We start from the raw sequence: 19,196 nt of genomic DNA on the forward strand, positions 1-19,196 counted from the left end.
CACAGCCACAGGAGGCAGCATGGACGCGTCCCTGATTTACCAGAACCTGGCGGTGATCGCCGCCTTCCTGCTCATCTACAGCCTGATCGCCGGGCGCTTTGAATCCCGCCTCATCAACGGCCCCCTGCTGTTCTTGCTGATGGGCTGGCTGCTGGGGCCGGGCGGCATCGAGCTGCTCTCTCTCTCCATCGACAGCGATGGCATCAAGCTGTTGGCGGAGCTGACCCTGGTCATAGTGCTGTTCAGCGATGCGGCCAACACCAACTGGCAGGTGCTGCTGGCCAACCGCAGCCTGCCCATCCGGCTGCTGCTGATCGGCCTGCCGCTCACCCTGGCGGCCGGCGCCCTGTTCGGTCGCTGGGTCTACCCGGACCTGCCGCTGCTGGAGCTGGCGATCCTCTCCACCATACTCGCCCCCACCGATGCGGCGCTCGGCAAGGCGGTGGTGAGCAACCCGGCGGTGCCCGCCCCCATCCGCGAGGGGCTCAACCAGGAGAGCGGCCTCAATGACGGCATCTGCGTACCCGTGCTGCTTCTGCTGCTCGCCCTCATCGCCCCCACCGAGCAGCACAGCGGCACCGGCCTGCTGGCCATCACCCTGCTGCTGGAGGAGATCGGCATCGGCCTGCTGGTGGCCTGGGGGCTCACCACCTTCACCCTGCGCCTGCTCAAGACCTCCTACCTCAACGGCTGGCAGCTGCCGCTCTGGCGCCAGCTCACCATGCCGGGGCTGGCCCTGCTCTGCTTCGCGCTGGCCCAGACCCTGGGCGGCAGCGGCTTCATCGCCGCCTTCGTCGGCGGCCTGCTGATGGGCCGCAAACTGGGGGAGCACAAGCACGCCTACCTGGACAGCTGCGAGGGATACGGGGATCTGCTCTCGGTGGTGATCTGGATGGTGTTCGGCGCCACCCTGATGCCCATGCTGGCAGAGCTGCTGCACTGGCAATACTGGCTCTATGCCGCCGCCAGCCTCACCCTGCTGCGCATGCTGCCAGTCTGGCTGAGCCTGCTCGGTACCGGCCTCAGGCTCGAACTCAAGCTCTTCATCGGCTGGTTCGGGCCGCGGGGGCTGGCCAGCATCGTCTTTGCGGTGATGGTGCTGCAAAATGAGCCGGCCCTCCTCGGCCAGCGCCCCATCATCGCCACCGTGCTCTGCACCATCATCCTGAGCGTCATCCTGCACGGTCTTAGCGCCAACCCCTGGGTCGCCCGCTTCAAACCCCGTTGAGGGAGCGCCGCCAACAAAAAGCCCCGGACACTGCCCGGGGCTTTCTTTTATCGGACGCAAGGCGTCCATCTCGGCCAGGGCCCTCCCTAGGAGCTCGAGTCCTCGGCCTGCGGCCGATAGACCAGGATCCCCGGCTTGTTCTGCACATACTCCAGGAAGGGGGAGTCTACCACCTGCATCTTGCTCGAGAGGGAGGAGGCATTGCGCAGCACGGGGCCGTTCTCGCCGCGGATAAAGATGCCGGTGTGAGTGACGTCGAGCCCGGCCAGATCGGTGTAGATGCCGATATAGTCCCCCTCTTCCAGCAGACTCAGGGTGTTCTCGTCGATGCTGGCGGACGGAATGTAGGTGATGTCCCGCGCCGTCACCCCCAGCCCCGGAATGTAGTGGCCGCCGTCGGCCTTCTGGTTGAGCAGCTTGGCCGTGGTCACCGCGGCGCCGCCCACCAGATGGGTCACATCGCTCACCTTATCGCTCACCTTATTGTCGCCATGCACCCAGTCGGAGAAGAAGTGCTTTCTGGTCAGATAGTTGACCTCACCGTTCACGTAACGAGTGTGCATCAGGTTCTCGATGAAGTGATGCACACTCGTTGCGCGACGCAGCGACTCGACATAATCCAGATAGGTGAAGCAATCGAGCCCGCCAAAATCCACCACCAGCTTCTCCTGCACCTCGTTCGACCCCACCAGCCGGTTGGCCACATAGGGGTTGCCCAGAAACAGGCTGGAGAAGGTCTTGATCGTCTGACCCGGCCCCCCCTGCTGGCGGGCAAACAGCTCGATAAGTTGCGGCTCCTCGATGTTGTAAAAATCGAGGTTCCTCTCTTTGCCGGCAGCCGCTGCGCCGGCAAACAGGAGCAATGCAATACTGGTCAGCCTCATCATCCTTAAATCTCCTTGCTCGAAATGTTAATGAACGGACCCTGTGCACTCTCTCGCAGGGGCAAGAGAATGCCATTCGAGACTGACGGCATCCTGGCCGTTTGCAAACCGGATAAATGTAAGCAAATGTGGCCAGCCTCCCCCATCCCGCCCCAATCACCGCATTCATGGTCGGTCCTTGTATCCGCAGGCATCACGAAAAAGCCCCGCATGGCGGGGCTTTTCGGCAGTAACAGACCAGCTGGCAAGCGCGGTATCAACCCAGCGCCAGCCAGACCCCGACGCCGAACATCAGGGAGCCGGCAATCCGGTTCATCAGGGTGACGTTGCCGCTCTTGGCGAGGAAGTGGCGCAGGGTGCGACCGCCACTGGCGTAGAGCAGCAGACAGGAGAACTCGATGAGCAGGATCAGGGCCACCAGGGCGCTGATCTGGGGGGGCATCGGCTTGGCCGCGTTGATGAAGGGGGGCAACAGGGAGACCATGAAGGCCCACCCCTTGGGGTTGGCGATGGCGGTAACGAAGCCCTGCATGGCCAGCGCCAGCGGCCGGGTCTCCTGGGCGGCCGACAGATCCGCCGGGATCGCCAGCTTGCCCTTGGCCTGCCACATCTGGATGCCTAGCCAGATGAGATAGGCGCCGCCCACGTACTTGAAGGCGGCAAACAGCGCCGGGTAGTTGAGCATGACGGCCGCCACCCCGATCACCGACAGCACAGAGACCAGGCCAACCCCGATGAGCTCGCCCCACATCATGTGCAGGGTGCGGCGCACCCCCAGACTCATGCCGAGGGTCATCGCCAGGGTCATGCACATGCCGGGGGTCACAGAGACAAAAAAGAACGTGGGAATAAACAGCGCCAAAATGGCAGGATCGATCCAGTCGGACACACAACACCTCCATGGTAACAGACCGACGATCTTGCCTATCACACTCATTTAACACAAGAAAAAACCTTTTCAAATAGCCGGTTTTGCACCTTAAAAACCTGTGACAAGCTTTGTCGCGCCTGTGTAAGATGCCGCCTTGTTTCTCTTTTGGGTCAGGATCTTTCATGTCATTGAATAATCTCTCTATCCGTCTGCAAGTACTCATCCCTCTCCTGCTCGCCAGCCTGTTGATGATCCTGATGATCGGGATCAGCAAACAGGACATCGACCGCGCCATCGACGACATGAACGAGACCACCGCCAGCGTGACCCGTCACAAGGACGACATCGCCACCCTGATCCACGCCACCTACCGGCTGCGCACCAACGCCATCTACGGCCTCTACGATCCCGCCCGCTTTGCCCAGCTGCCCAGCGAGCTCTCCGCCGCGGAGCAGGAGATAGGTGCCATCCTGGCCAGACTGGCCATCGCCGGCGCCGAGCAGGACAACAGCCGGGTCGCGGCCGCCCTGCAGGCCTACCTCGGCCACACCCGCAGCAACATGCTGCCGCTGCTGGCCGCCAAGCACCAGGGTGGCGGCGATCCTGCCGCCTATGAGCAGGCCCGCCTGCGCTTTCGCGATCTGGGGGAGGATCTCATCAAGCAGATCGATGCCATGTCCGCCCACGTCAACCAGCTGATCCTGGCTGAAATTGCCGAGGAGCAGGCTCACTACCACGCCACCCTGCTGCGTACCCTGCTGCTGATGGCAGCCAGTCTGGCCGCTGCCCTGTTTGGTGGCTGGTGGCTCTCCGGCCGCATCGTGCGTCCCATCGGTCAGCTGCAGCAGGTGATGCGCGCGGTGGCCCAGGGCCGCTTCAACGTGCGTGCCGTCAGCGATGGCAACAACGAGCTGAGCCAGCTGGCCGCCGACATCAACCAGACCCTGACCCAGCTTGGCAGCACCATCAACACCCTGACCGGCATCAGTGGCAACGTGGCCTCCGCCGCCACCGAACTCGCCGCCGTGATGACCCAGGCAGAGGTCAATGCCCAGCAGCAGCGCGGTGAGACCGAACAGGTGGCCTCCGCCGTCACCGAGCTGGCCAGCACCGCCGACAACGTCAACCACAACGCAGCCCTGGCCGACGAGCTGGCGCGCGATGCCAACCAGCGGGTCGAAGAGGGGCTGGCGCTGTTTGCCGAGAGCATCCAGGCCAACAGCCGCATGGCCAACAGTCTGGAGAGCGCCGCCTCCGTGGTGGCCAGCCTTAAGTCCCAGTCCGAGCAGATCGGCAAGGTAATCGAGGTCATCCAGGGGATTTCCGAGCAGACCAACCTGCTGGCCCTCAACGCCGCCATCGAGGCCGCCCGCGCCGGTGAAACCGGTCGCGGCTTTGCGGTGGTGGCCGACGAGGTGCGCATGCTGGCGGCCCGCACCCAGGACTCCACCAAGGAGATCCAGGCCATCATCGAGCAGCTGCAGAGCCAGTCTCTCTCCGCCAACAGCGGCGTGCAGGATACCCTGGCCATCCTGGCCCACAACCAGCAGCTCTCCGGCCAGGTGCAGGATCTGCTGGGCGGCATCACGGAGGCGGTCAACCAGATCAACGGCGCCAACGCCCAGGTGGCTACCGCCGCCGAGGAGCAGTCCTGCGTCACCGCCGACATCAACCGCAACATCACCAACATCCACGAGATCGTGAACCAGAACGCGGCCGGCATCAGCCAGAGTACCGCCGCCAGTCACGAACTGTCACAGCTCGCCGAGCAGCAGCGCAAGCAGCTGTCCCAGTTCCAGCTGTGACGCCGACCCGCTGACCAGACAGAGAGGCCCCGCACGCGGGGCCTCTCTGTTAATGACGCTGACGACTTGTTATTCTTTTAAACGCTATTTTTTATGATCAGGCTTCATTGGGGGCTGGGCTACCTCACCAAATATGGGTATGGTAGAGGCACGTCACTCCCCCTCATGCGAGATCATCATGAAGCTGTCCTTCAAGAAACCGGCCTTCATCGGCCTCGGGCTCATCGCCCTCGTCACCGCCATCTGGCTCGACTACTACCTGCCGGAACACACCATCGCCACCATCACAGGGGTGGAGGTGAAACGCACCGACAAGGATGGCCCCATCAGCCAGAAGAACCCGGCCGACGGCCCCACCACCGACGTTTACTACATCTATACCGAGCGTCCCGGCGAGAAGATCCGCGTGTTCCGCAACGAAGACACCGAGTGGGGCTGGCCCTTCTACTTCAAGTTCAACGCCGCCGACGTGCAGGCCAAGGCCAAGTCCATGGAGTTCGAAAAACGGCTGGCCATCATCACCTCCTACGGCTGGCGCATCAACATGTTCTCCATGTTCCCCAACGTCACCAAGATTGAAAGCACCGAGCCCGACGCCTCCACCTGGAGCTTCTTCCGCTGGTTCTGGTTCGGCATCTGGGCCCTGGTGATGGGCAAGGCTGCCATCGCTACCTGGCGCTACTTCGATCGTCTCGAGGACGAGATATGAGTGAGCCGAGCAAGACGCGCACCAGCTTCTATCGCCGGCTCTACGTGGCCTGGCTCATCAGCCAGGGCACGGATACGGTGCCGGCCATCATGGAGGCGACCGGCATGCCGCGCCGCACCGCGCAGGATACGCTCAGCGCCCTGGCCGAGCTGGACATCAGCTGCGGCTTCGAGCAGACCGAGGGGGCTCGCCATCTGCAGGGGCACTATCGTATCAGTGACTGGGGACCCATCAACCCGGCCTGGATAAAAGCCCAGTTGCCGGTCATCAAAGAGACGCTGGGTTACCCCTGAAACCACAGACTTGATCGTCTGTGACTGGGACCAATCCGCCAGATAGAAAGAGGGCCAGCCGACAAGGCTGGCCCTCTTTTTATCTCTGCCAAGGCGTCGGCCTTGTTTCTACTCGGGGAAAGGCTCCTCCGGCAGCGACTCCTGGCTCTCGCCCCGGGTGCAGTCGATGATGGAGCGCTTGGGGTTGTTGGGATCGCGCAGCAGCAAAGGAGCCAGCCCTTCATCGTGCTTCTGCTCGTCGGAAAACTCGCTGCCGTAGGCGTTGTGGGTCAGCCGGCGCGCGTTGGCGATGGGGGTATCCACGAACAGGGCGTGCACCTCGAAGGTGGAGGCCGGAATGAGAAAACCGCTGATGGGCAGGCCGTGCAACTCCTGGCGGGTCTTGTACCAGGCGAAGCCGTCCGCCACCTTGTAGGGGGTGTAGTGGTTGAGCTGCGGGTGCGCCGGCTTGCCGGTCTCGCTGTCGAGATAGAGATCATCCAGCTCGCAGGTCGCCAGCCCCTGCCACATCGACTCGAACGGCGTGGCACACCCCGTCAGTTGCAACCCGGCCAACAGTGCCAGCCCTGTCTTCCACATCGCTTCGCCCCTTCTTGCAAGAGTGGAACTGCGTTCAGTCAAAGGCCCGCAGCCGCGTGACCAGCAGATCGATAAAACCGGCCCGATCCAGCCCCAGCAGCACCAGCGCATTGGCCGACTTGCCGGTCAGACCGTAACGATCCACCACCGTCATGCCGCTAGTATGGGTGCCGCCTGTCTCGATATCGACCCGGCACTCGACCCCGTGGAACAGCGCGGGAGCCAGCAACCAGGCAATGGTACAGGGGTCGTGCAGCGGCGCGCCAGCAAATCCCCACTTGGGATCCCGGTGGTAGATCATGAAAAAGTCGAGCAGACCGGCCACGCACTGGGCCACCGGATTGTTGATGGCGCGTACCCGTTCGATGTCCTCGTCCATCACCTGCGCCTGGTGGGTCACGTCCAGCCCGCACATGGTGATGGGGAGCCCCGACTTGAACACCATATCGGCCGCTTCCGGGTCCACATAAATATTGAATTCCGCCGCCGGGGTCCAGTTGCCAGCTCCCGCCGCGCCGCCCATCAGCACGATGCGGGCGATCTTGGATTTGAGCTCGGGGTGGGCCGCCAGCAGCAGGGCGATGTTGGTGAGCGGGCCGGTTGGCACCAGGGTCACGGGCTCAGGGCTCTCGCGCAGGCAGCTGGCCATCAGCTCAAGGGCGGTCATGGCCACGGGGGCAAAGGCGGGATCCGGCAATTTGGGGCCATCGAGCCCCGACTCGCCATGGACGTTGTCGGCGATGATAAGCTCGCGGGCCAGCGGCTTGGGAGCCCCCGCCGCCACCGGAATGTCGTCACGCCCCAGCAGGGTCAGGATGCGCAGGGCATTGTTGAGGGTCTTGTCCGGCGTCTGGTTACCCGCACTGGTGGTGACCGCCAGCACCTTGAGCTCGGGGCTGGCCAGCGCCAGGATGAGGGCGATGGCATCATCGTGGCCGGGATCGCAATCGAGAATAACGGGCAACGCCATGGACAGGCTCCTTACAACATGACAGGGAGCCATACCTTAGCAAGCCGCGACTGCATTAACTCTGGAAGGGGTCACAAAACGGCCCCTTCCCTGCGTTATCAAGCAGTTAGTCACAAGACGAGGGCCGCTTCTGCAGTTATTCGCCGTGCCCCGCCGGTTCGGGTATGATCCCCCTCCCTTTTCAGACCGTGCGCCCCATGTCCGTCATCATCGACACCTTCATCGCCCCGCCCTGTGCGGCCGCCATCGAGATCCTGTTTGAGGATGAACACTTGTTGCTCATCAACAAGCCGAGCGGCCTGCTGAGCCTGTCGGGCAAGAACCCGCAGAACCTCGACTCGGTGCATCACCGGCTGGTGCAAGATTATCCCGGTTGCGCCCTGGTCCATCGCCTCGATTTTGGCACCTCGGGGATCATGCTGGTGGCCAGGAACAAGGCCATCAACGCCCTGCTCTGCCGCCAGTTCAGCCAGCGCTCGGTGAGCAAGGCCTACAGCGCCCTGCTGTGCGGCCATCTGGCCGAAGACGAGGGGGTGATCGACGCCCCCATCGCCAAGGATCCGGCGCTGTTTCCGCTGATGAGCATCTGCGCCGTCAGCGGCAAGCCCGCCCGCTCCCGCTATCAGGTGATGACGCGCCTGATCTGCCAGGTACAGGGCGACGCCGTACCGCTGACCTCGGTGCGGCTGGTACCGGAAACCGGTCGCACCCATCAGCTGCGCATCCACAGCCAACAGCTGGGTCATCCCATTCTTGGCTGCGATCTTTATGGCGGCCTGCTGCCGCCCGGCTGCGCCCAGGCACCGCGGCTGATGCTGCACGCCAGTGAGCTCGATTTTGTTCACCCGATCAGTGGCGAGCCGATGCAGATCCGCTGTGAGGCACCCTTTGAGCAGGCGCTGGCGGCCATGACGGGGCAACAGGGGTAACGCGGGAAAGAGGGGACAAGGAGAAGGGGAAAAGCGGTCAACGGCGGATAAAGATAGGGGCCGCGCTTTCGCAACGGCCCCCACCCCCCACTCGGTACTCTTTGTTACAAAGAGGGCTATCAGATCAGTTTGCGGGCGGCGCCCAGCACGATCTTGATGGCATCAGATTCGGTCTTCGCCATGGTCTCGGCGTTCGGGATCTCTTGCTGGGTACGGTTCACGATGACACCGGCCACCATGCCGGCGCGCAGGCCCTGGCTGGAGCACATGGTCAGCAGTGTTGCGGACTCCATTTCGAAGTTCAGCACGCCCATGGATTGCCACTCTTTCATGGAACCCTGGAAGCGTTGTACCACGCGGCCGGAGAAGGTGTCGTAGCGCTCCTGACCCGGGTAGAAGGTGTCAGAAGAGGCGGTAACGCCCACGTGCAGCTTGGAGCCCAGCTCCTTGGCGGTGTTGACCAGCGCAGTGGTGCAGTCGAAGTCAGCCACGGCCGGGAACTCCATCGGCGCGAAGTGCAGGCTGGCACCATCGAGGCGCACGGAGCCGGTGGTGACGATCACGTCGCCCACGTTCAGGTGCGGCTGGATGGCGCCGGTGGTGCCGATGCGCAGGAAGGTACGGATGCCCAGCTGAGCCAGCTCTTCCACCGCGATGGAGGTGGACGGGCCGCCGATACCGGTGGAGCAGATGATCACGGCCTTGCCGTCCATCTCGCCGCGCCAGGTAGTGAACTCACGATGGCTGGCCAGGTGCACCGGGTTATCCAACAGCTCTGCGATGCGCTTCACGCGCTCGGGGTCACCGGGAACGATCGCCAAGGTGGCGCCTTGCAGATCCGCTTTTTTCAAACCCAAGTGAAATACATCAGACATAGTGGACTCCTGGTTGCTCCCCACCAGCATGGTCAGGGGCAAGTTAAGGTGATTCTTTATGGTACTTTCAAGCCTTCACTCCCCTCGTCGGGGAGGCGCCAACTATGGTCGAAAGCGCTTTCCAATTCCTTGAAGCATCTCACACTTCCTTGCATTGACAGCCACAAATTCGGCGCAAAACGTTTGCTAACTTGATGAATTAATTGAAAAACGTTTTTCTGTTCGCGAACAGGCTAGCGCGCTTGTCAATCCCTGTCGCGGCCCATGTTTCCGGTACGTGATCGAGTCCATAAAGTTGCAAAGCAGATACTATTGACCCCTTTTCATCCCCCCTGACGGTGCTATGTTGGCGCCCGTATACCACTTAATGGCTAATCATACGGAGTCCATCATGGCGACATTCAAGTTCTACATTCCCGCAATCAACCTGATGGGAGCAGGCTGCCTGCAAGAGGCGGCAGCCGATATCAAGGGTTATGGCCATCGCAAGGCGCTGATCGTCACCGACAAGATCCTCAACCAGATTGGCGTGGTGGCCAAGGTGGCCGGCCTGCTGGCAGAACATGGCATTGAAAGCGCAGTTTTCGACGAGACCAAACCCAACCCCACCATGACCAACGTGGAAGCGGGCCTGGCCATGCTCAAGGCCAATGGCTGCGACTGCGTCATCTCGCTGGGGGGCGGCTCGCCCCACGACTGCGCCAAGGGGATCGCCCTGGTGGCCGCCAACGGTGGCAGCATCAAGGATTACGAAGGGGTGGATCGCTCCGCCAAACCGCAACTGCCGCTCATCGCCATCAACACCACCGCCGGCACCGCCTCCGAGATGACTCGCTTCTGCATCATCACCGACGAGGCCCGCCACGTGAAGATGGCCATCGTCGACAAGCACGTCACCCCGCTGATGTCGGTCAACGACCCCGAGCTGATGCTGGCCAAGCCGGCCGGCCTCACCGCCGCCACCGGCATGGATGCGCTGACCCACGCCATCGAGGCTTATGTCTCCACCATCGCCACTCCGGTGACCGATGCCAGCGCCATCATGGCCATCCAGCTCATCGCCAAACACCTGCGCACCGCGGTCAACCACGGCGACGATCTGCACGCCCGCGAGCAGATGGCCTACGCCCAGTTCCTGGCCGGCATGGCCTTCAACAACGCAAGCCTGGGTTATGTGCACGCCATGGCCCACCAGCTGGGCGGTTTCTACGACCTGCCGCACGGGGTGTGCAATGCCGTGCTGCTGCCCCACGTGCAGGCCTACAACGCCCAGGTGTGCGCCGGCCGCCTGAAGGACGTGGCCCGCCACATGGGGGTGGACGTGAGCGCCATGACCGATGAGCAAGGGGCCGCCGCCGCCATTGCCGCCATCCAGCAGCTGGCCCGCGACGTCAAGATCCCGGCCGGACTGGAGCAGCTCGGCGTCAAGGCTGACGACTTCAACCTGCTGGCCGAGAACGCCCTGAAAGACGCCTGCGGCTTCACCAACCCGAAACAGGCGAGCCACGACGAGATCGTCGCCATCTTCCGCGCCGCCATGTAAGGGGGCGCAATGGGCAGAAAGGGTCGCATGGCGGCCCTTTTTATTGGCTGATGGATCAATGGCTTTTTACTTCCGTAGAGGGAGCCGGTATGATTTGCCGAGCTTAAAAAGACTTGAATGGATGATCTGAACTCGATATGCGGATGAAACACCTGATTGCCGCGGCCCTGACCGCCCTCACCCTGTCCGGTTGCAGCCTGGTCTATCGCATCGATATTCCCCAGGGCAACTATGTGGAACAAAAACAGGTCGACAAACTGCGCCAGGGCATGACCCGCGAGCAGGTCGAGTTCGTGCTGGGCTCCGCCATGCTGCGCGATGGCTTTGACCCGAACACCTGGTACTACCTCTATGAATTCCAGCCGGGGCGCGGCGAAAAAGAGCGCAAGGAGCTCACCCTGACCTTCGTCAACGACAGATTGGCCACGGTCACCGGCGACTTCCCGCTGCCAGCGGCCTTCCATACCCCGCTCTGATCCCATCCACAAAACCGGCCTCGCGCCGGTTTTGTTTTAACACCGCCGGCCACCCATAACCCCCTTGCAGAGGGCAGCCCCTCGTCCAATACTGGCCTCGATTCAATCACACAGGGAGAGCAGCATGAGCCGGATCCTGATCGCCGGAGCCACTGGCCTCATCGGCCGCGAGCTGGTGCGGCAACTGCCCGCGGAGCATGAACTGACCCTGCTCTGCCGCAAGCCCGGAGAGCCGCAGCCCACCCATCACTGGCTGCCGGTCAATTTCGATGAACTGGCCGAGGTGAATCTGCCCGAGCCGGTGGATCTCGCCTTCTGCTGCCTTGGCACCACCCGCAAGGAGGCGGGCTCCGCCGAGGCCTTTCGCCGGGTCGACCTTGACTGTGTGCTGGCCTTTGCCGAGCTGGCCCGCCGCCACGGCTGCCAGCGGCTGGTAGTGGTCTCGAGCCTGGGGGCCAACCCGCACTCCCCCGCCCTCTATCCCCGAACCAAAGGGGAGATGGAGCAGGCTCTGCTGGCCCAATCCTGGCAGCGGCTCGCCATCGTGCGCCCCGCCATGTTGCTGGGGGATCGCCAGCCACCGCGCCGCTCGGAGCAGTTTTTCCAGGCCATCTACCCCTTGCTGAAGCCACTGTTGGTAGGCAGGTTGCGCCGCTGGCGCGCCATTGAAGCCAACCAGGTGGCCCGCGCCATGATAGCCCTCTCCTGCCAGCCCGCCGGCTGCGAAGTGGTCGAGAACGAACGGCTGCTCCAGCTGTAACGAAGCGCCCCGCTTGGCGGGATGACGGATCAAAAAAGGCGCCAAGGCGCCTTTTTTAGATGCGGTGTCGAGCCAGAGGCACTCAATCGGACTGTTTGCGGTTGGCATTGGGCCGGCCGCCGGTCACCACGTCGGCACGCCCCTCCTCCTTGGCCTTCTCGGCGCGCTTCTTGCGCATCTCCTTGGGGTCGGCGATGAGCGGACGGTAGATCTCGATGCGATCACCATCTTGCAGCAGCTCGGCGCCCTTGACCGGCCGGCTGTAGATGCCGAACTTGTTGACCGCCAGATCGATCTCGGGGTGCTTGCTCATGATGCCGGACTGCTCGATGGCAGCCTGCACCGTCGTGGTTGGCGCCACACGCAGCCGCAGCACTGTCTGCTGCTGCGGCAGGGCATAGACCACTTCGATATTGAGTTGATCAGGCACCGTACACCACCTTGGCGCGGTTGGAGAAGGCCAGCACCATGGAGCTCACCAGGTCGCGGAAGATCTGGCCAAACGCCAGCTCGATGAGTTTGGAGGTAAATTCGAAATCGAGGTCGAACTCCACCTTGCAGGCATCCACGTCCAGCGGGGTGAAGGTCCACCAGCCCGCCAGCTTGCTGAAGGGCCCCTCCACCAGCTCCATCTTGATCTGCCGGTTGGCCTCGAGCAGGTTGCGGGTGGTAAAGGTCTTGGCAATCCCGGCCTTGGCCACATCGACCGATGCCGTCATATAGTCATCGCCGGTCTCGTGGACACGGCTGCCGACACAACCGGGCAGAAACTCCGGATAGGCGTGAACATCATTGACCAGCCTGAACATCTGTTCTGCGCTGAACATCACCAGGGCACTGCGAGTAATACGGGGCATGGCTTTTCCTCATCCAATCGCCGCGATTTTATCACCATGTTTGCGCTTTTGGAGGTAAAACCTCGGTCAAACTGCTCATAAAGCCATCAGTTGACCCGCTGCGCGTTTTACAGCCGCCCTTGCCCACGTATAATGCCCTCCTCCCAGTCATTGCCGGAAATCGCCCGTCATGAGCAAAAAAAACAGTAAAAACAAAGCCGGGTCCAACACCATTGCACTCAACAGAACCGCGCGCCACGAATACTTCATCGAAGAGAAGATCGAGGCCGGTCTGTCCCTGCAAGGGTGGGAAGTCAAATCCCTGCGGGCGGGCAAGGCCAACATCAGCGAAGCCTATGTCATCTTCCGCGATGGCGAGGCCTACCTGTTCGGCTCCAGCTTCCTGCCACTGCAGGCTGCCTCCAGCCATGTGGTGTGCGACCCGACCCGGACCCGCAAACTGCTGCTGAGCCGTCGTGAACTCGACAAGCTCGAAAGTCTGATCGCCCGTCAGGGCTATACAATCGTGCCGCTCGCCCTCTACTGGAAACAGTGCTGGGTCAAGGTCGAAATAGGCCTGGTGAAGGGCAAGAAAGAGCACGACAAGCGCGAAGATACCAAGGCCCGCGAATGGGATCGGGAAAAAGCCCGCATCATGAAGAACAAGAACCGCGGCTAATCCGCTTGATGCCGCAAGGTCCGGGCTCCTGCCCGGACTTTTTCTTTTCCGGCCCGCCGCTTACTCGCACCCACCAGACGTGCGCACAATAAATCGGCAAACGGAGCGGCTCCCTGCGGGAATGACCATCAACGCCTTGCCATGGCAGGATTTTTGCGTACAATCCCTCTTAACAACTTGGGGCTGATTCTGGATTCGACAAGATTCACGAAACCCAAGGTGCATGCCGAGGTGCGGTAGGCCTCGTTAATAAACCGCAAAAAAATAGTCGCAAACGACGAAAACTACGCACTGGCAGCTTAATAACCTGCGCAGAGCCCTTCTACCCTAGCTTGCCTGTGTCCTAGGGAATCGGAAGGTCATCCTTCACAGGATCGTGTGGAAGTCCTGCTCGGGGCGGAAGCATTAAAACCAATCGAGCTAGTCAATTCGTGGCGTGTCTCTCCGCAGCGGGTTGGCGAATGTAAAGAGTGACTAAGCATGTAGTGCCGAGGATGTAGTAATTTTGGACGGGGGTTCAAATCCCCCCAGCTCCACCAATTTAACTAGGACACCGACAGGACAAACCCAGAAAAAACAGCCACTTAGCAAAAACATAGCGACAGTGACTGGACCAAAACTGGAATCGAAATGATCCACTGGTGATCCAAGAGCAAGAAAGCCTGCAGAAATGCAGGCTTTTTTCTTTTCTGCCATCCAGGCATAGAAAAGCCCGCACAGTGGCGGGCCAATCCGAATCCTTCCGCGTCACGCTGACGCGGTGGCTTCATCGCGTAGTTTTTCCAGAATGCGCGCGATCTTGCTCTCCTCCTCAGGCGCCAGGTCCAGCGTCTCAACAAACTCTTCCAGTTCGCTTAGTAGTGATTCCATCCGATTTCCCCCTTGCTCTCCCAGTCTCTCGACTGTGAAACACTGTATACCCATACAGTACACTTCTTGAATTTATCATTTTCGGACTGATTTGGGTATTAAAAATGGGGCCGCAGCCCCATCAGTATCAGTCAGTCTTGTCTGGCATCATGCGCTGGATCCTGTCAACCAGTGCCCTGCGCTCCTGAGGACAGAGGTCGATAACCTCCAATTCCCCCAGCAGGGCATTCAACTCAACCTGCAGTTGGGCGGCGCTCATTGCAGACCTCCCATGAACTCGGTGACGAAGTCTGGCATCACAAATGTCACGCCAAGGGTACTCATCATCAGGCCATCCATCACCCCAATCCCGGCCTCTGAAAGCCAGCATGTGTGGTCATCAATTACAGTCAGGCACATGTACAGCTCTGTCAGTTTAGACGCAGTGATTTTACTTCCGCCCTCGCCATAAAACTCAGCTTCGAGCGTGCAGCTCATTGTCCACTCAATATCCTCCAGTGTGAGCAGCTTACTGACAGTGCCATTGTTGAATGCCCTACCGTTGAATAACAGGTACGCAGCAGCCAGCGTTGTTCTTGCCGCACTCAAAACAATTGGGGGGCTTTCACTCATGCTGAGAGCCAGTGACACAGATTGCATGGCATCACGAAACCCCGACAGGCGTCTTTCCTTCTCACCGTCACTGACGCTATCTCTGAATCTAAAAACTGGGTAAATAGGCTGGCTGCTCATGCGGCCCCCTTGATCACTTTGTCCTGGGTGAACAGACCGTCCCAATCCTTCTTCATGGGGAGCTCACCTTTCAGGTAGATCTGATAGATCCGTACCGCCCCCTTCTGCAACAACACAGGCGTGAAATAGATGAAGGGGTCGAAACCATGCCGCTTCTGCTCATGCTGCTCCTCGGTGAGGTAGGTGTCACGGGCGTAAGATGCGGCGCGCCAGCGCTTGCCGGAACGGCTTTCGTTGTACAACCAGCCGCGATCTTCAAAATAGGCGCACACCTGCTGAGAGTTGACGCCGTTGAGCATCTTGCAGAACTGTGGGATGGTCATACCCTGGCGGAACAGGCTCTCGAGTGAGTCGATCTGCGCTTGCTGTTGCTTGTTCTCAATAGCCAGCACCTGACCGCGCTCGTACTCCTCAGCCCAAGCGCGAGCAGCGGCGGCCGGGTTGCTGAAGTCAGGCAGGTTGGCGGCCGGTGCGCCATAGCTGCCTGTCTTGCGAATGCTCGGCAGCACTTCGGAGGTGACCCAGCGTTTAAAGCGTTTGGCTTCTAATTTCGTGCTGCCGAAGATGGCTTGATAGAGGCCTGACTCATTTATAAGTGATTGATTGACATAGTTTCCTCCAATTTGGAGCACCCTCTTGTTCTTGTCATCTTCATCAATCAGCTTGTTCATGTTGTTGGTTTGCGCATACCCCAGTACGGCGGCAACATCGCTGGCCACAAACCAAGGCTCGCCCTGTTCGTCGGTGATGATGCGGATCTGGTAGTTCTCGAAAGACTTCATGATCAGGCTGCCGCCGTCATTCTGCGGCCCTGCCAAAACTTTGGTTTGCTGATGAAGGTTCATGCCGCACCCCCAACTTCCAGCAGTGTGATGATCTCGCCAATGGCCTTCATGCCTGCGTCGTTGTAGCGGAACGACTCCACCTGCTTGGGCGAGTTTGGCGATTTGTCGAGAAACACCTTGCCGTATTGCTCGGTTTTCAAGCCGTGCTCATTGGCGAGGCGGCCCACCTTGTTGGCACTGATGCCGTAGCGGTCGCCCACCTCCGTGGCTGTGTAGTAATGCTCAGTGAGCAATGGCAGCGGAATGATGTCAGCGCCCGCCACTGGGTTAACCAGTGATGCGGTAATGGTTTGGCGAGACACATCGCTCAGGTGGGGGAGCAGATTACAAATTGCCTGAGCATTCTTGATCTGCTGATCGAGCGCTTGGGCGCGCAACGTGACAGCCTTGGCCAAGCGCATGTCATCCAGCGCGACCTTGGCCGCCTTGCTGCCCGAGAGCTCAACCGCCTTTTCAATGTCGCCGTGGCGCAGCGCTTGAGCTGCGGCATAGACCTGCACTTCAAATGAAGCATCGATCCAACCGGCGTACTTCATGGCGACAATTTCAATCGCCCAAGTGCCTTGTTTTACACCACCCTTAATCGATTTTACCGATGCTAGAAAAGTAGCATCGGCTTCAATCGCTTTAATAAACTCCACTTGGTGCTTGAGGAAGTTGCTTGGCCGTTGGCTCTCTGTCGCCTTGCCTAGCGCCATCGCCGCCTTGTGCAGATCGTTGAGGCAGTACATGCCGTCAGCCTTCACCGCGATAGAATGGCTCTCGATAACGATGGCATTGACTTTCGTTTGTCTATCGGATTGATGTATATTCATGTCGTACACCTTACGTGGTTGTTGGGTTACATCCTCGGCCTTGACGGCTCCACCCGTCTTGGCCGAATTCTTTTCGCTATTTGCTAGCATTCTCCAGTTCCTCTTTCTTCATCATCTCCTTGAAAATCATCATGATCTCGCTGTTGATGCTGCGGCCATTCTCAACGGCGCGATGCCCCAACCATTTGCGGATCTCATTCGGCAAGCGCAGTGACGTGTTTTTGATCTTATCTTGTTCCATCTTTGTCTCCGTTTGTTGACTTCACTATAAAGGCAATAATTGCGCGACTTTACTGTGAGGTCAACTATTATTTTGAGGTCACTGTAAATTCACCTTTCGTTGTTGTTAAAATGGGGGCATATAAACAAACGATGGTTGCAACCTCGGCATGAACAAAGACATACAGAAAACAGCATTACGCCTACCAAGAGACCTTCACACCGCCATCCATGAGGCTGCTGATGCGTCAGGGCGCACCATGAACGCCGAGATCGTCTATCGACTTCAGAGAACCTTCGACGAGAAGGAGGCGCCAACTGATATCGCCCCGCGCCAATACCAGAGAAAGCAAAAACATACGCTCCAATCGGATATGCCAGATGAGGTGATGCAAGAGCTGATGGCCCGCATTCAGGAAGTGTGGGACAAGTACAAGGCTGCCCAAGACAAATAAGCGGCCCTTGCCAGGCAGTGCTACCCAGATCTTACTCTTGCTGTGTGGCACACCTCTCTGTTTCGCCGCTCCAAATGAGGCATAATGCAGAACAGCCAGCCGAAGTGAAACATGCTTTATCTGGGTGGTGATAGAGGTGTTTGATTTGCCAATAAAGGAAATGAAAAACAAGGAATGACGAATGAGACATGTTTTTGCTTTATCTGCCTGTCTATGTATTTCTGGGTGTGCAAGCAGTACATATTACAATCCGTATATTGACAGCGATCCGCAACTAAAAACACAATTCAGTATCGATGACGGATATTGCACAAGTGTATCTGTAGGTGCCGTTCCAATGCCAGAGGTAAGGCATTATGATAGCGGAGCAAGAACATATACATTTAATGCAAACCTATATCAGCCTGACTCCCCAACCTCAAATATATCTGGCTATGGATCGGTATCACCATCACCGGCAGACGCATTCTCTAGCGGCTTTGCTAATGGAGCTGCGATTGGTGGCGCCATAAGGGCCAGCATGGATCGCGACACCGTTTACAATGGATGTATGACAAGCCTTGGGTGGACTACATCGAAAGAAGTTGCAGACGCAATATATTCTGAAAGAAGCAATGCTAGGCAATCAGCCATAAGCTCAAGCGCCAACCCACCTAAAAGTGGCGATCCTGTAATCAATGCAATAAACAAAACTGCATATCTCAAAAAGTGGTATTACGAGAAATCACCGAAGTTTGATTATGCAGTGGATGTAGATGATAAATTAAAAGAAGATCCTGAGTGGGGCAATAAATCTCTTGAAGAGAGATTTGCCGAGGCTACCAGATTAACCAGAATCCACTTTGGCGAAATCTCTCAGTAGCTAAAAAATCTGATCAAACGCCGCAATTGCAAATCCAACCAGGACAAAGAAGAAGCTGAATGCCATAAAGTCATCCAGATCGCTCCGGCTGGATTTGCTAAAACACCAACACCCGGCCGCAAAGGGGATCAGTGCCAGAGTGAAGCTGAAACTGAACGCTTTCAGCGCCACCACCATGATTATCAGAGCAAACAGTATCCACATGGTCAGGGGTCTCACTGGTCAGTGGGCCAGCTTACCCTCTATGGTCCGGGGCAAGCCAGGGCCGCGCAACGGAATTGGACATCCCACAGGTTGTCGCTTTACCATTTATGGTAAAGTCTCACCATGCGACATCAAGAGGTAGCCACAGCATGAAAGACAACACCGTCAGCAACAAATATGGATTGCCACAAGTGCAGAATCGGCCACAAATCAAGGCTGAAAAGAACCTGTGCCTGAACGGTGAAGAGGGCCGCCAGATCATCAAGTCTGAGACCAAGCTGACACTGAAGACCCACGAGAAGACCTTCACCCGTTTGGCTGATATGTAATGGATATCATCCAGTTTCCTCCCGCTCGGGTGCTGGAGATTAACCACTACATCCTAGGTGCGTCGCCTGGTCACCAGGGGCCTGCCAGCATAGCGTTATTGGAGGGGGCGCTTGGCCGCATCGACAACGCCATCGCCTACAACGGGCTAAATGATGTGTTTCTCATCGCCGCAAAGTACGCAATGGCCATCGGTACCGCTCACGCCTTTTCTGATGCCAACAAGCGCACCGGACTCGCGGTCTGCCTTGAGTATCTCTCCCTCAACGACTTCGAGATTGAAAGAGATAACGAGAAGCTGGCGGACGCCATGGTTGACCTTGTGCTGGGCGTTCTGCCAGAAAGTCAGTTTGCTGACATCCTCTACGCGCTTTGGTTGGAAGAGCAAAAAACCTCCTGATGCCCTTTTTATCAGGCGGCCGCAGCGACG

At 59.1% G+C, this 19,196-nt stretch carries 27 protein-coding genes and 1 other RNA gene; 14 read left to right on the plus strand and 14 right to left on the minus strand.

Annotated elements, in window-relative coordinates; genetic code table 11:
- The first annotated feature begins 19 nt into the window (after positions 1-19).
- Positions 20-1,228, plus strand: coding sequence for a cation:proton antiporter (locus tag PG897_RS08660; protein WP_270828884.1), 1,209 nt, complete (start codon positions 20-22; stop codon positions 1,226-1,228).
- Between the two features lie 86 nt (positions 1,229-1,314).
- Here PG897_RS08660 and PG897_RS08665 read toward each other — a convergent pair whose 3' ends face one another.
- Positions 1,315-2,115, minus strand: coding sequence for a DUF1460 domain-containing protein (locus PG897_RS08665; RefSeq protein WP_270828885.1), 801 nt, complete (start codon positions 2,113-2,115; stop codon positions 1,315-1,317).
- Positions 2,116-2,368: 253 nt separating this feature from the next.
- Positions 2,369-3,001 (minus strand): LysE family translocator, encoded by a 633-nt coding sequence (locus tag PG897_RS08670; RefSeq protein WP_270828887.1) that lies wholly within the window; start codon positions 2,999-3,001, stop codon positions 2,369-2,371.
- 164 nt (positions 3,002-3,165) lie between these two features.
- On the opposite strand from PG897_RS08670, the gene PG897_RS08675 reads away from it, so the two are divergent.
- The 3 genes from PG897_RS08675 to PG897_RS08685 all read left to right on the plus strand — a co-directional run bounded on the left by PG897_RS08675 (position 3,166) and on the right by PG897_RS08685 (position 5,790).
- The gene (locus PG897_RS08675; protein WP_270828888.1) at positions 3,166-4,788 is read left to right on the plus strand and encodes a methyl-accepting chemotaxis protein; all 1,623 of its coding nucleotides are present in this window, start codon (positions 3,166-3,168) and stop codon (positions 4,786-4,788) included.
- A gap of 178 nt (positions 4,789-4,966) precedes the next feature.
- Entirely contained in the window at positions 4,967-5,497 is a 531-nt protein-coding gene (locus PG897_RS08680; protein WP_010634531.1) for a DUF1523 family protein, read from the plus strand.
- A complete protein-coding gene (locus PG897_RS08685) occupies positions 5,494-5,790 on the plus strand; it encodes a winged helix-turn-helix domain-containing protein (protein WP_005298972.1) in 297 nt (98 codons plus the stop codon). Before PG897_RS08680 ends, PG897_RS08685 begins: the two co-directional genes overlap by 4 nt.
- A gap of 108 nt (positions 5,791-5,898) precedes the next feature.
- On the opposite strand, the gene PG897_RS08690 is transcribed toward PG897_RS08685, so the two are convergent.
- Both PG897_RS08690 and rihA read right to left on the minus strand, forming a co-directional pair.
- Entirely contained in the window at positions 5,899-6,369 is a 471-nt protein-coding gene (locus PG897_RS08690; RefSeq protein WP_005298971.1) for a hypothetical protein, read from the minus strand.
- Positions 6,370-6,403: 34 nt separating this feature from the next.
- The gene (rihA, locus tag PG897_RS08695; protein WP_270828889.1) at positions 6,404-7,339 is read right to left on the minus strand and encodes a pyrimidine-specific ribonucleoside hydrolase RihA; all 936 of its coding nucleotides are present in this window, start codon (positions 7,337-7,339) and stop codon (positions 6,404-6,406) included.
- Between the two features lie 164 nt (positions 7,340-7,503).
- On the opposite strand from rihA, the gene PG897_RS08700 reads away from it, so the two are divergent.
- Positions 7,504-8,268 (plus strand): RluA family pseudouridine synthase, encoded by a 765-nt coding sequence (locus tag PG897_RS08700; RefSeq protein WP_270828890.1) that lies wholly within the window; start codon positions 7,504-7,506, stop codon positions 8,266-8,268.
- Positions 8,269-8,387: 119 nt separating this feature from the next.
- Here the strand turns inward: PG897_RS08700 and udp are convergent, their stop codons facing one another.
- Positions 8,388-9,143 (minus strand): uridine phosphorylase, encoded by a 756-nt coding sequence (gene udp, locus PG897_RS08705; protein ID WP_005298967.1) that lies wholly within the window; start codon positions 9,141-9,143, stop codon positions 8,388-8,390.
- Positions 9,144-9,534: 391 nt separating this feature from the next.
- Here udp and yiaY point away from each other — a divergent pair, with 391 nt between their 5' ends.
- The 3 genes from yiaY (at position 9,535) to PG897_RS08720 (ending at position 11,922) form a co-directional block, all read left to right on the plus strand.
- Positions 9,535-10,686 carry an L-threonine dehydrogenase gene (gene yiaY / locus PG897_RS08710; RefSeq protein WP_017766153.1) on the plus strand — a complete coding sequence of 384 codons (1,152 nt, stop codon included), beginning with the start codon at positions 9,535-9,537 and terminating at the stop codon, positions 10,684-10,686.
- Between the two features lie 137 nt (positions 10,687-10,823).
- Positions 10,824-11,162 (plus strand): outer membrane protein assembly factor BamE, encoded by a 339-nt coding sequence (locus PG897_RS08715; protein ID WP_005298963.1) that lies wholly within the window; start codon positions 10,824-10,826, stop codon positions 11,160-11,162.
- 124 nt (positions 11,163-11,286) lie between these two features.
- A complete protein-coding gene (locus tag PG897_RS08720; protein WP_270828892.1) occupies positions 11,287-11,922 on the plus strand; it encodes an NAD(P)H-binding protein in 636 nt (211 codons plus the stop codon).
- A gap of 82 nt (positions 11,923-12,004) precedes the next feature.
- On the opposite strand, the gene PG897_RS08725 is transcribed toward PG897_RS08720, so the two are convergent.
- Positions 12,005-12,352 (minus strand): RnfH family protein, encoded by a 348-nt coding sequence (locus tag PG897_RS08725; RefSeq protein WP_005298959.1) that lies wholly within the window; start codon positions 12,350-12,352, stop codon positions 12,005-12,007.
- Complete coding sequence (locus tag PG897_RS08730; RefSeq protein WP_005298951.1) at positions 12,345-12,779, minus strand: SRPBCC family protein; 435 nt, start codon at positions 12,777-12,779, stop codon at positions 12,345-12,347. Before PG897_RS08730 ends, PG897_RS08725 begins: the two co-directional genes overlap by 8 nt.
- A 169-nt stretch (positions 12,780-12,948) precedes the next feature.
- On the opposite strand from PG897_RS08730, the gene smpB reads away from it, so the two are divergent.
- On the plus strand, positions 12,949-13,437 hold the full coding sequence (gene smpB / locus PG897_RS08735) for an SsrA-binding protein SmpB (protein WP_017766150.1): 489 nt from the start codon (positions 12,949-12,951) through the stop codon (positions 13,435-13,437).
- Between the two features lie 179 nt (positions 13,438-13,616).
- Positions 13,617-13,976: a transfer-messenger RNA gene (ssrA, locus tag PG897_RS08740) on the plus strand.
- A gap of 208 nt (positions 13,977-14,184) precedes the next feature.
- Here the strand turns inward: ssrA and PG897_RS08745 are convergent.
- The 6 genes from PG897_RS08745 to PG897_RS08770 all read right to left on the minus strand — a co-directional run bounded on the left by PG897_RS08745 (position 14,185) and on the right by PG897_RS08770 (position 16,940).
- Positions 14,185-14,307 (minus strand): hypothetical protein, encoded by a 123-nt coding sequence (locus PG897_RS08745; protein ID WP_265182620.1) that lies wholly within the window; start codon positions 14,305-14,307, stop codon positions 14,185-14,187.
- 127 nt (positions 14,308-14,434) lie between these two features.
- Positions 14,435-14,566, minus strand: a complete 132-nt coding sequence (locus PG897_RS08750) for a hypothetical protein (protein WP_270828893.1) — start codon at positions 14,564-14,566, stop codon at positions 14,435-14,437.
- Positions 14,563-15,039: a hypothetical protein gene (locus PG897_RS08755; RefSeq protein ID WP_109421869.1), complete on the minus strand. Its 477-nt coding sequence runs from the start codon at positions 15,037-15,039 to the stop codon at positions 14,563-14,565. The genes PG897_RS08750 and PG897_RS08755 overlap by 4 nt, the downstream gene beginning before the upstream one ends.
- The gene (locus tag PG897_RS08760) at positions 15,036-15,884 is read right to left on the minus strand and encodes a BRO-N domain-containing protein (RefSeq protein ID WP_270697679.1); all 849 of its coding nucleotides are present in this window, start codon (positions 15,882-15,884) and stop codon (positions 15,036-15,038) included. The genes PG897_RS08755 and PG897_RS08760 overlap by 4 nt, the downstream gene beginning before the upstream one ends.
- The gene (locus PG897_RS08765) at positions 15,881-16,789 is read right to left on the minus strand and encodes a KilA-N domain-containing protein (RefSeq protein WP_270828894.1); all 909 of its coding nucleotides are present in this window, start codon (positions 16,787-16,789) and stop codon (positions 15,881-15,883) included. Before PG897_RS08765 ends, PG897_RS08760 begins: the two co-directional genes overlap by 4 nt.
- A complete protein-coding gene (locus tag PG897_RS08770; protein ID WP_081250441.1) occupies positions 16,776-16,940 on the minus strand; it encodes an Arc family DNA-binding protein in 165 nt (54 codons plus the stop codon). The genes PG897_RS08765 and PG897_RS08770 overlap by 14 nt, the downstream gene beginning before the upstream one ends.
- Before the next feature lie 148 nt (positions 16,941-17,088).
- On the opposite strand from PG897_RS08770, the gene PG897_RS08775 reads away from it, so the two are divergent.
- Both PG897_RS08775 and PG897_RS08780 read left to right on the plus strand, forming a co-directional pair.
- Entirely contained in the window at positions 17,089-17,373 is a 285-nt protein-coding gene (locus tag PG897_RS08775; protein ID WP_182785842.1) for an Arc family DNA-binding protein, read from the plus strand.
- Positions 17,374-17,554: 181 nt separating this feature from the next.
- Positions 17,555-18,235, plus strand: a complete 681-nt coding sequence (locus PG897_RS08780; RefSeq protein WP_182785844.1) for a hypothetical protein — start codon at positions 17,555-17,557, stop codon at positions 18,233-18,235.
- Here the strand turns inward: PG897_RS08780 and PG897_RS08785 are convergent, their stop codons facing one another.
- Positions 18,236-18,439 carry a hypothetical protein gene (locus PG897_RS08785; RefSeq protein WP_182785846.1) on the minus strand — a complete coding sequence of 68 codons (204 nt, stop codon included), beginning with the start codon at positions 18,437-18,439 and terminating at the stop codon, positions 18,236-18,238.
- A gap of 149 nt (positions 18,440-18,588) precedes the next feature.
- On the opposite strand from PG897_RS08785, the gene PG897_RS08790 reads away from it, so the two are divergent.
- On the plus strand, positions 18,589-18,768 hold the full coding sequence (locus tag PG897_RS08790; RefSeq protein ID WP_033137226.1) for a hypothetical protein: 180 nt from the start codon (positions 18,589-18,591) through the stop codon (positions 18,766-18,768).
- Positions 18,768-19,166, plus strand: a complete 399-nt coding sequence (locus tag PG897_RS08795; protein WP_270828895.1) for a type II toxin-antitoxin system death-on-curing family toxin — start codon at positions 18,768-18,770, stop codon at positions 19,164-19,166. The genes PG897_RS08790 and PG897_RS08795 overlap by 1 nt, the downstream gene beginning before the upstream one ends.
- Positions 19,167-19,196: the final 30 nt, after the last annotated feature.

The organism is Aeromonas sp. QDB20 (genome assembly GCF_027707805.1).
Classification (GTDB): domain Bacteria; phylum Pseudomonadota; class Gammaproteobacteria; order Enterobacterales; family Aeromonadaceae; genus Aeromonas; species Aeromonas dhakensis.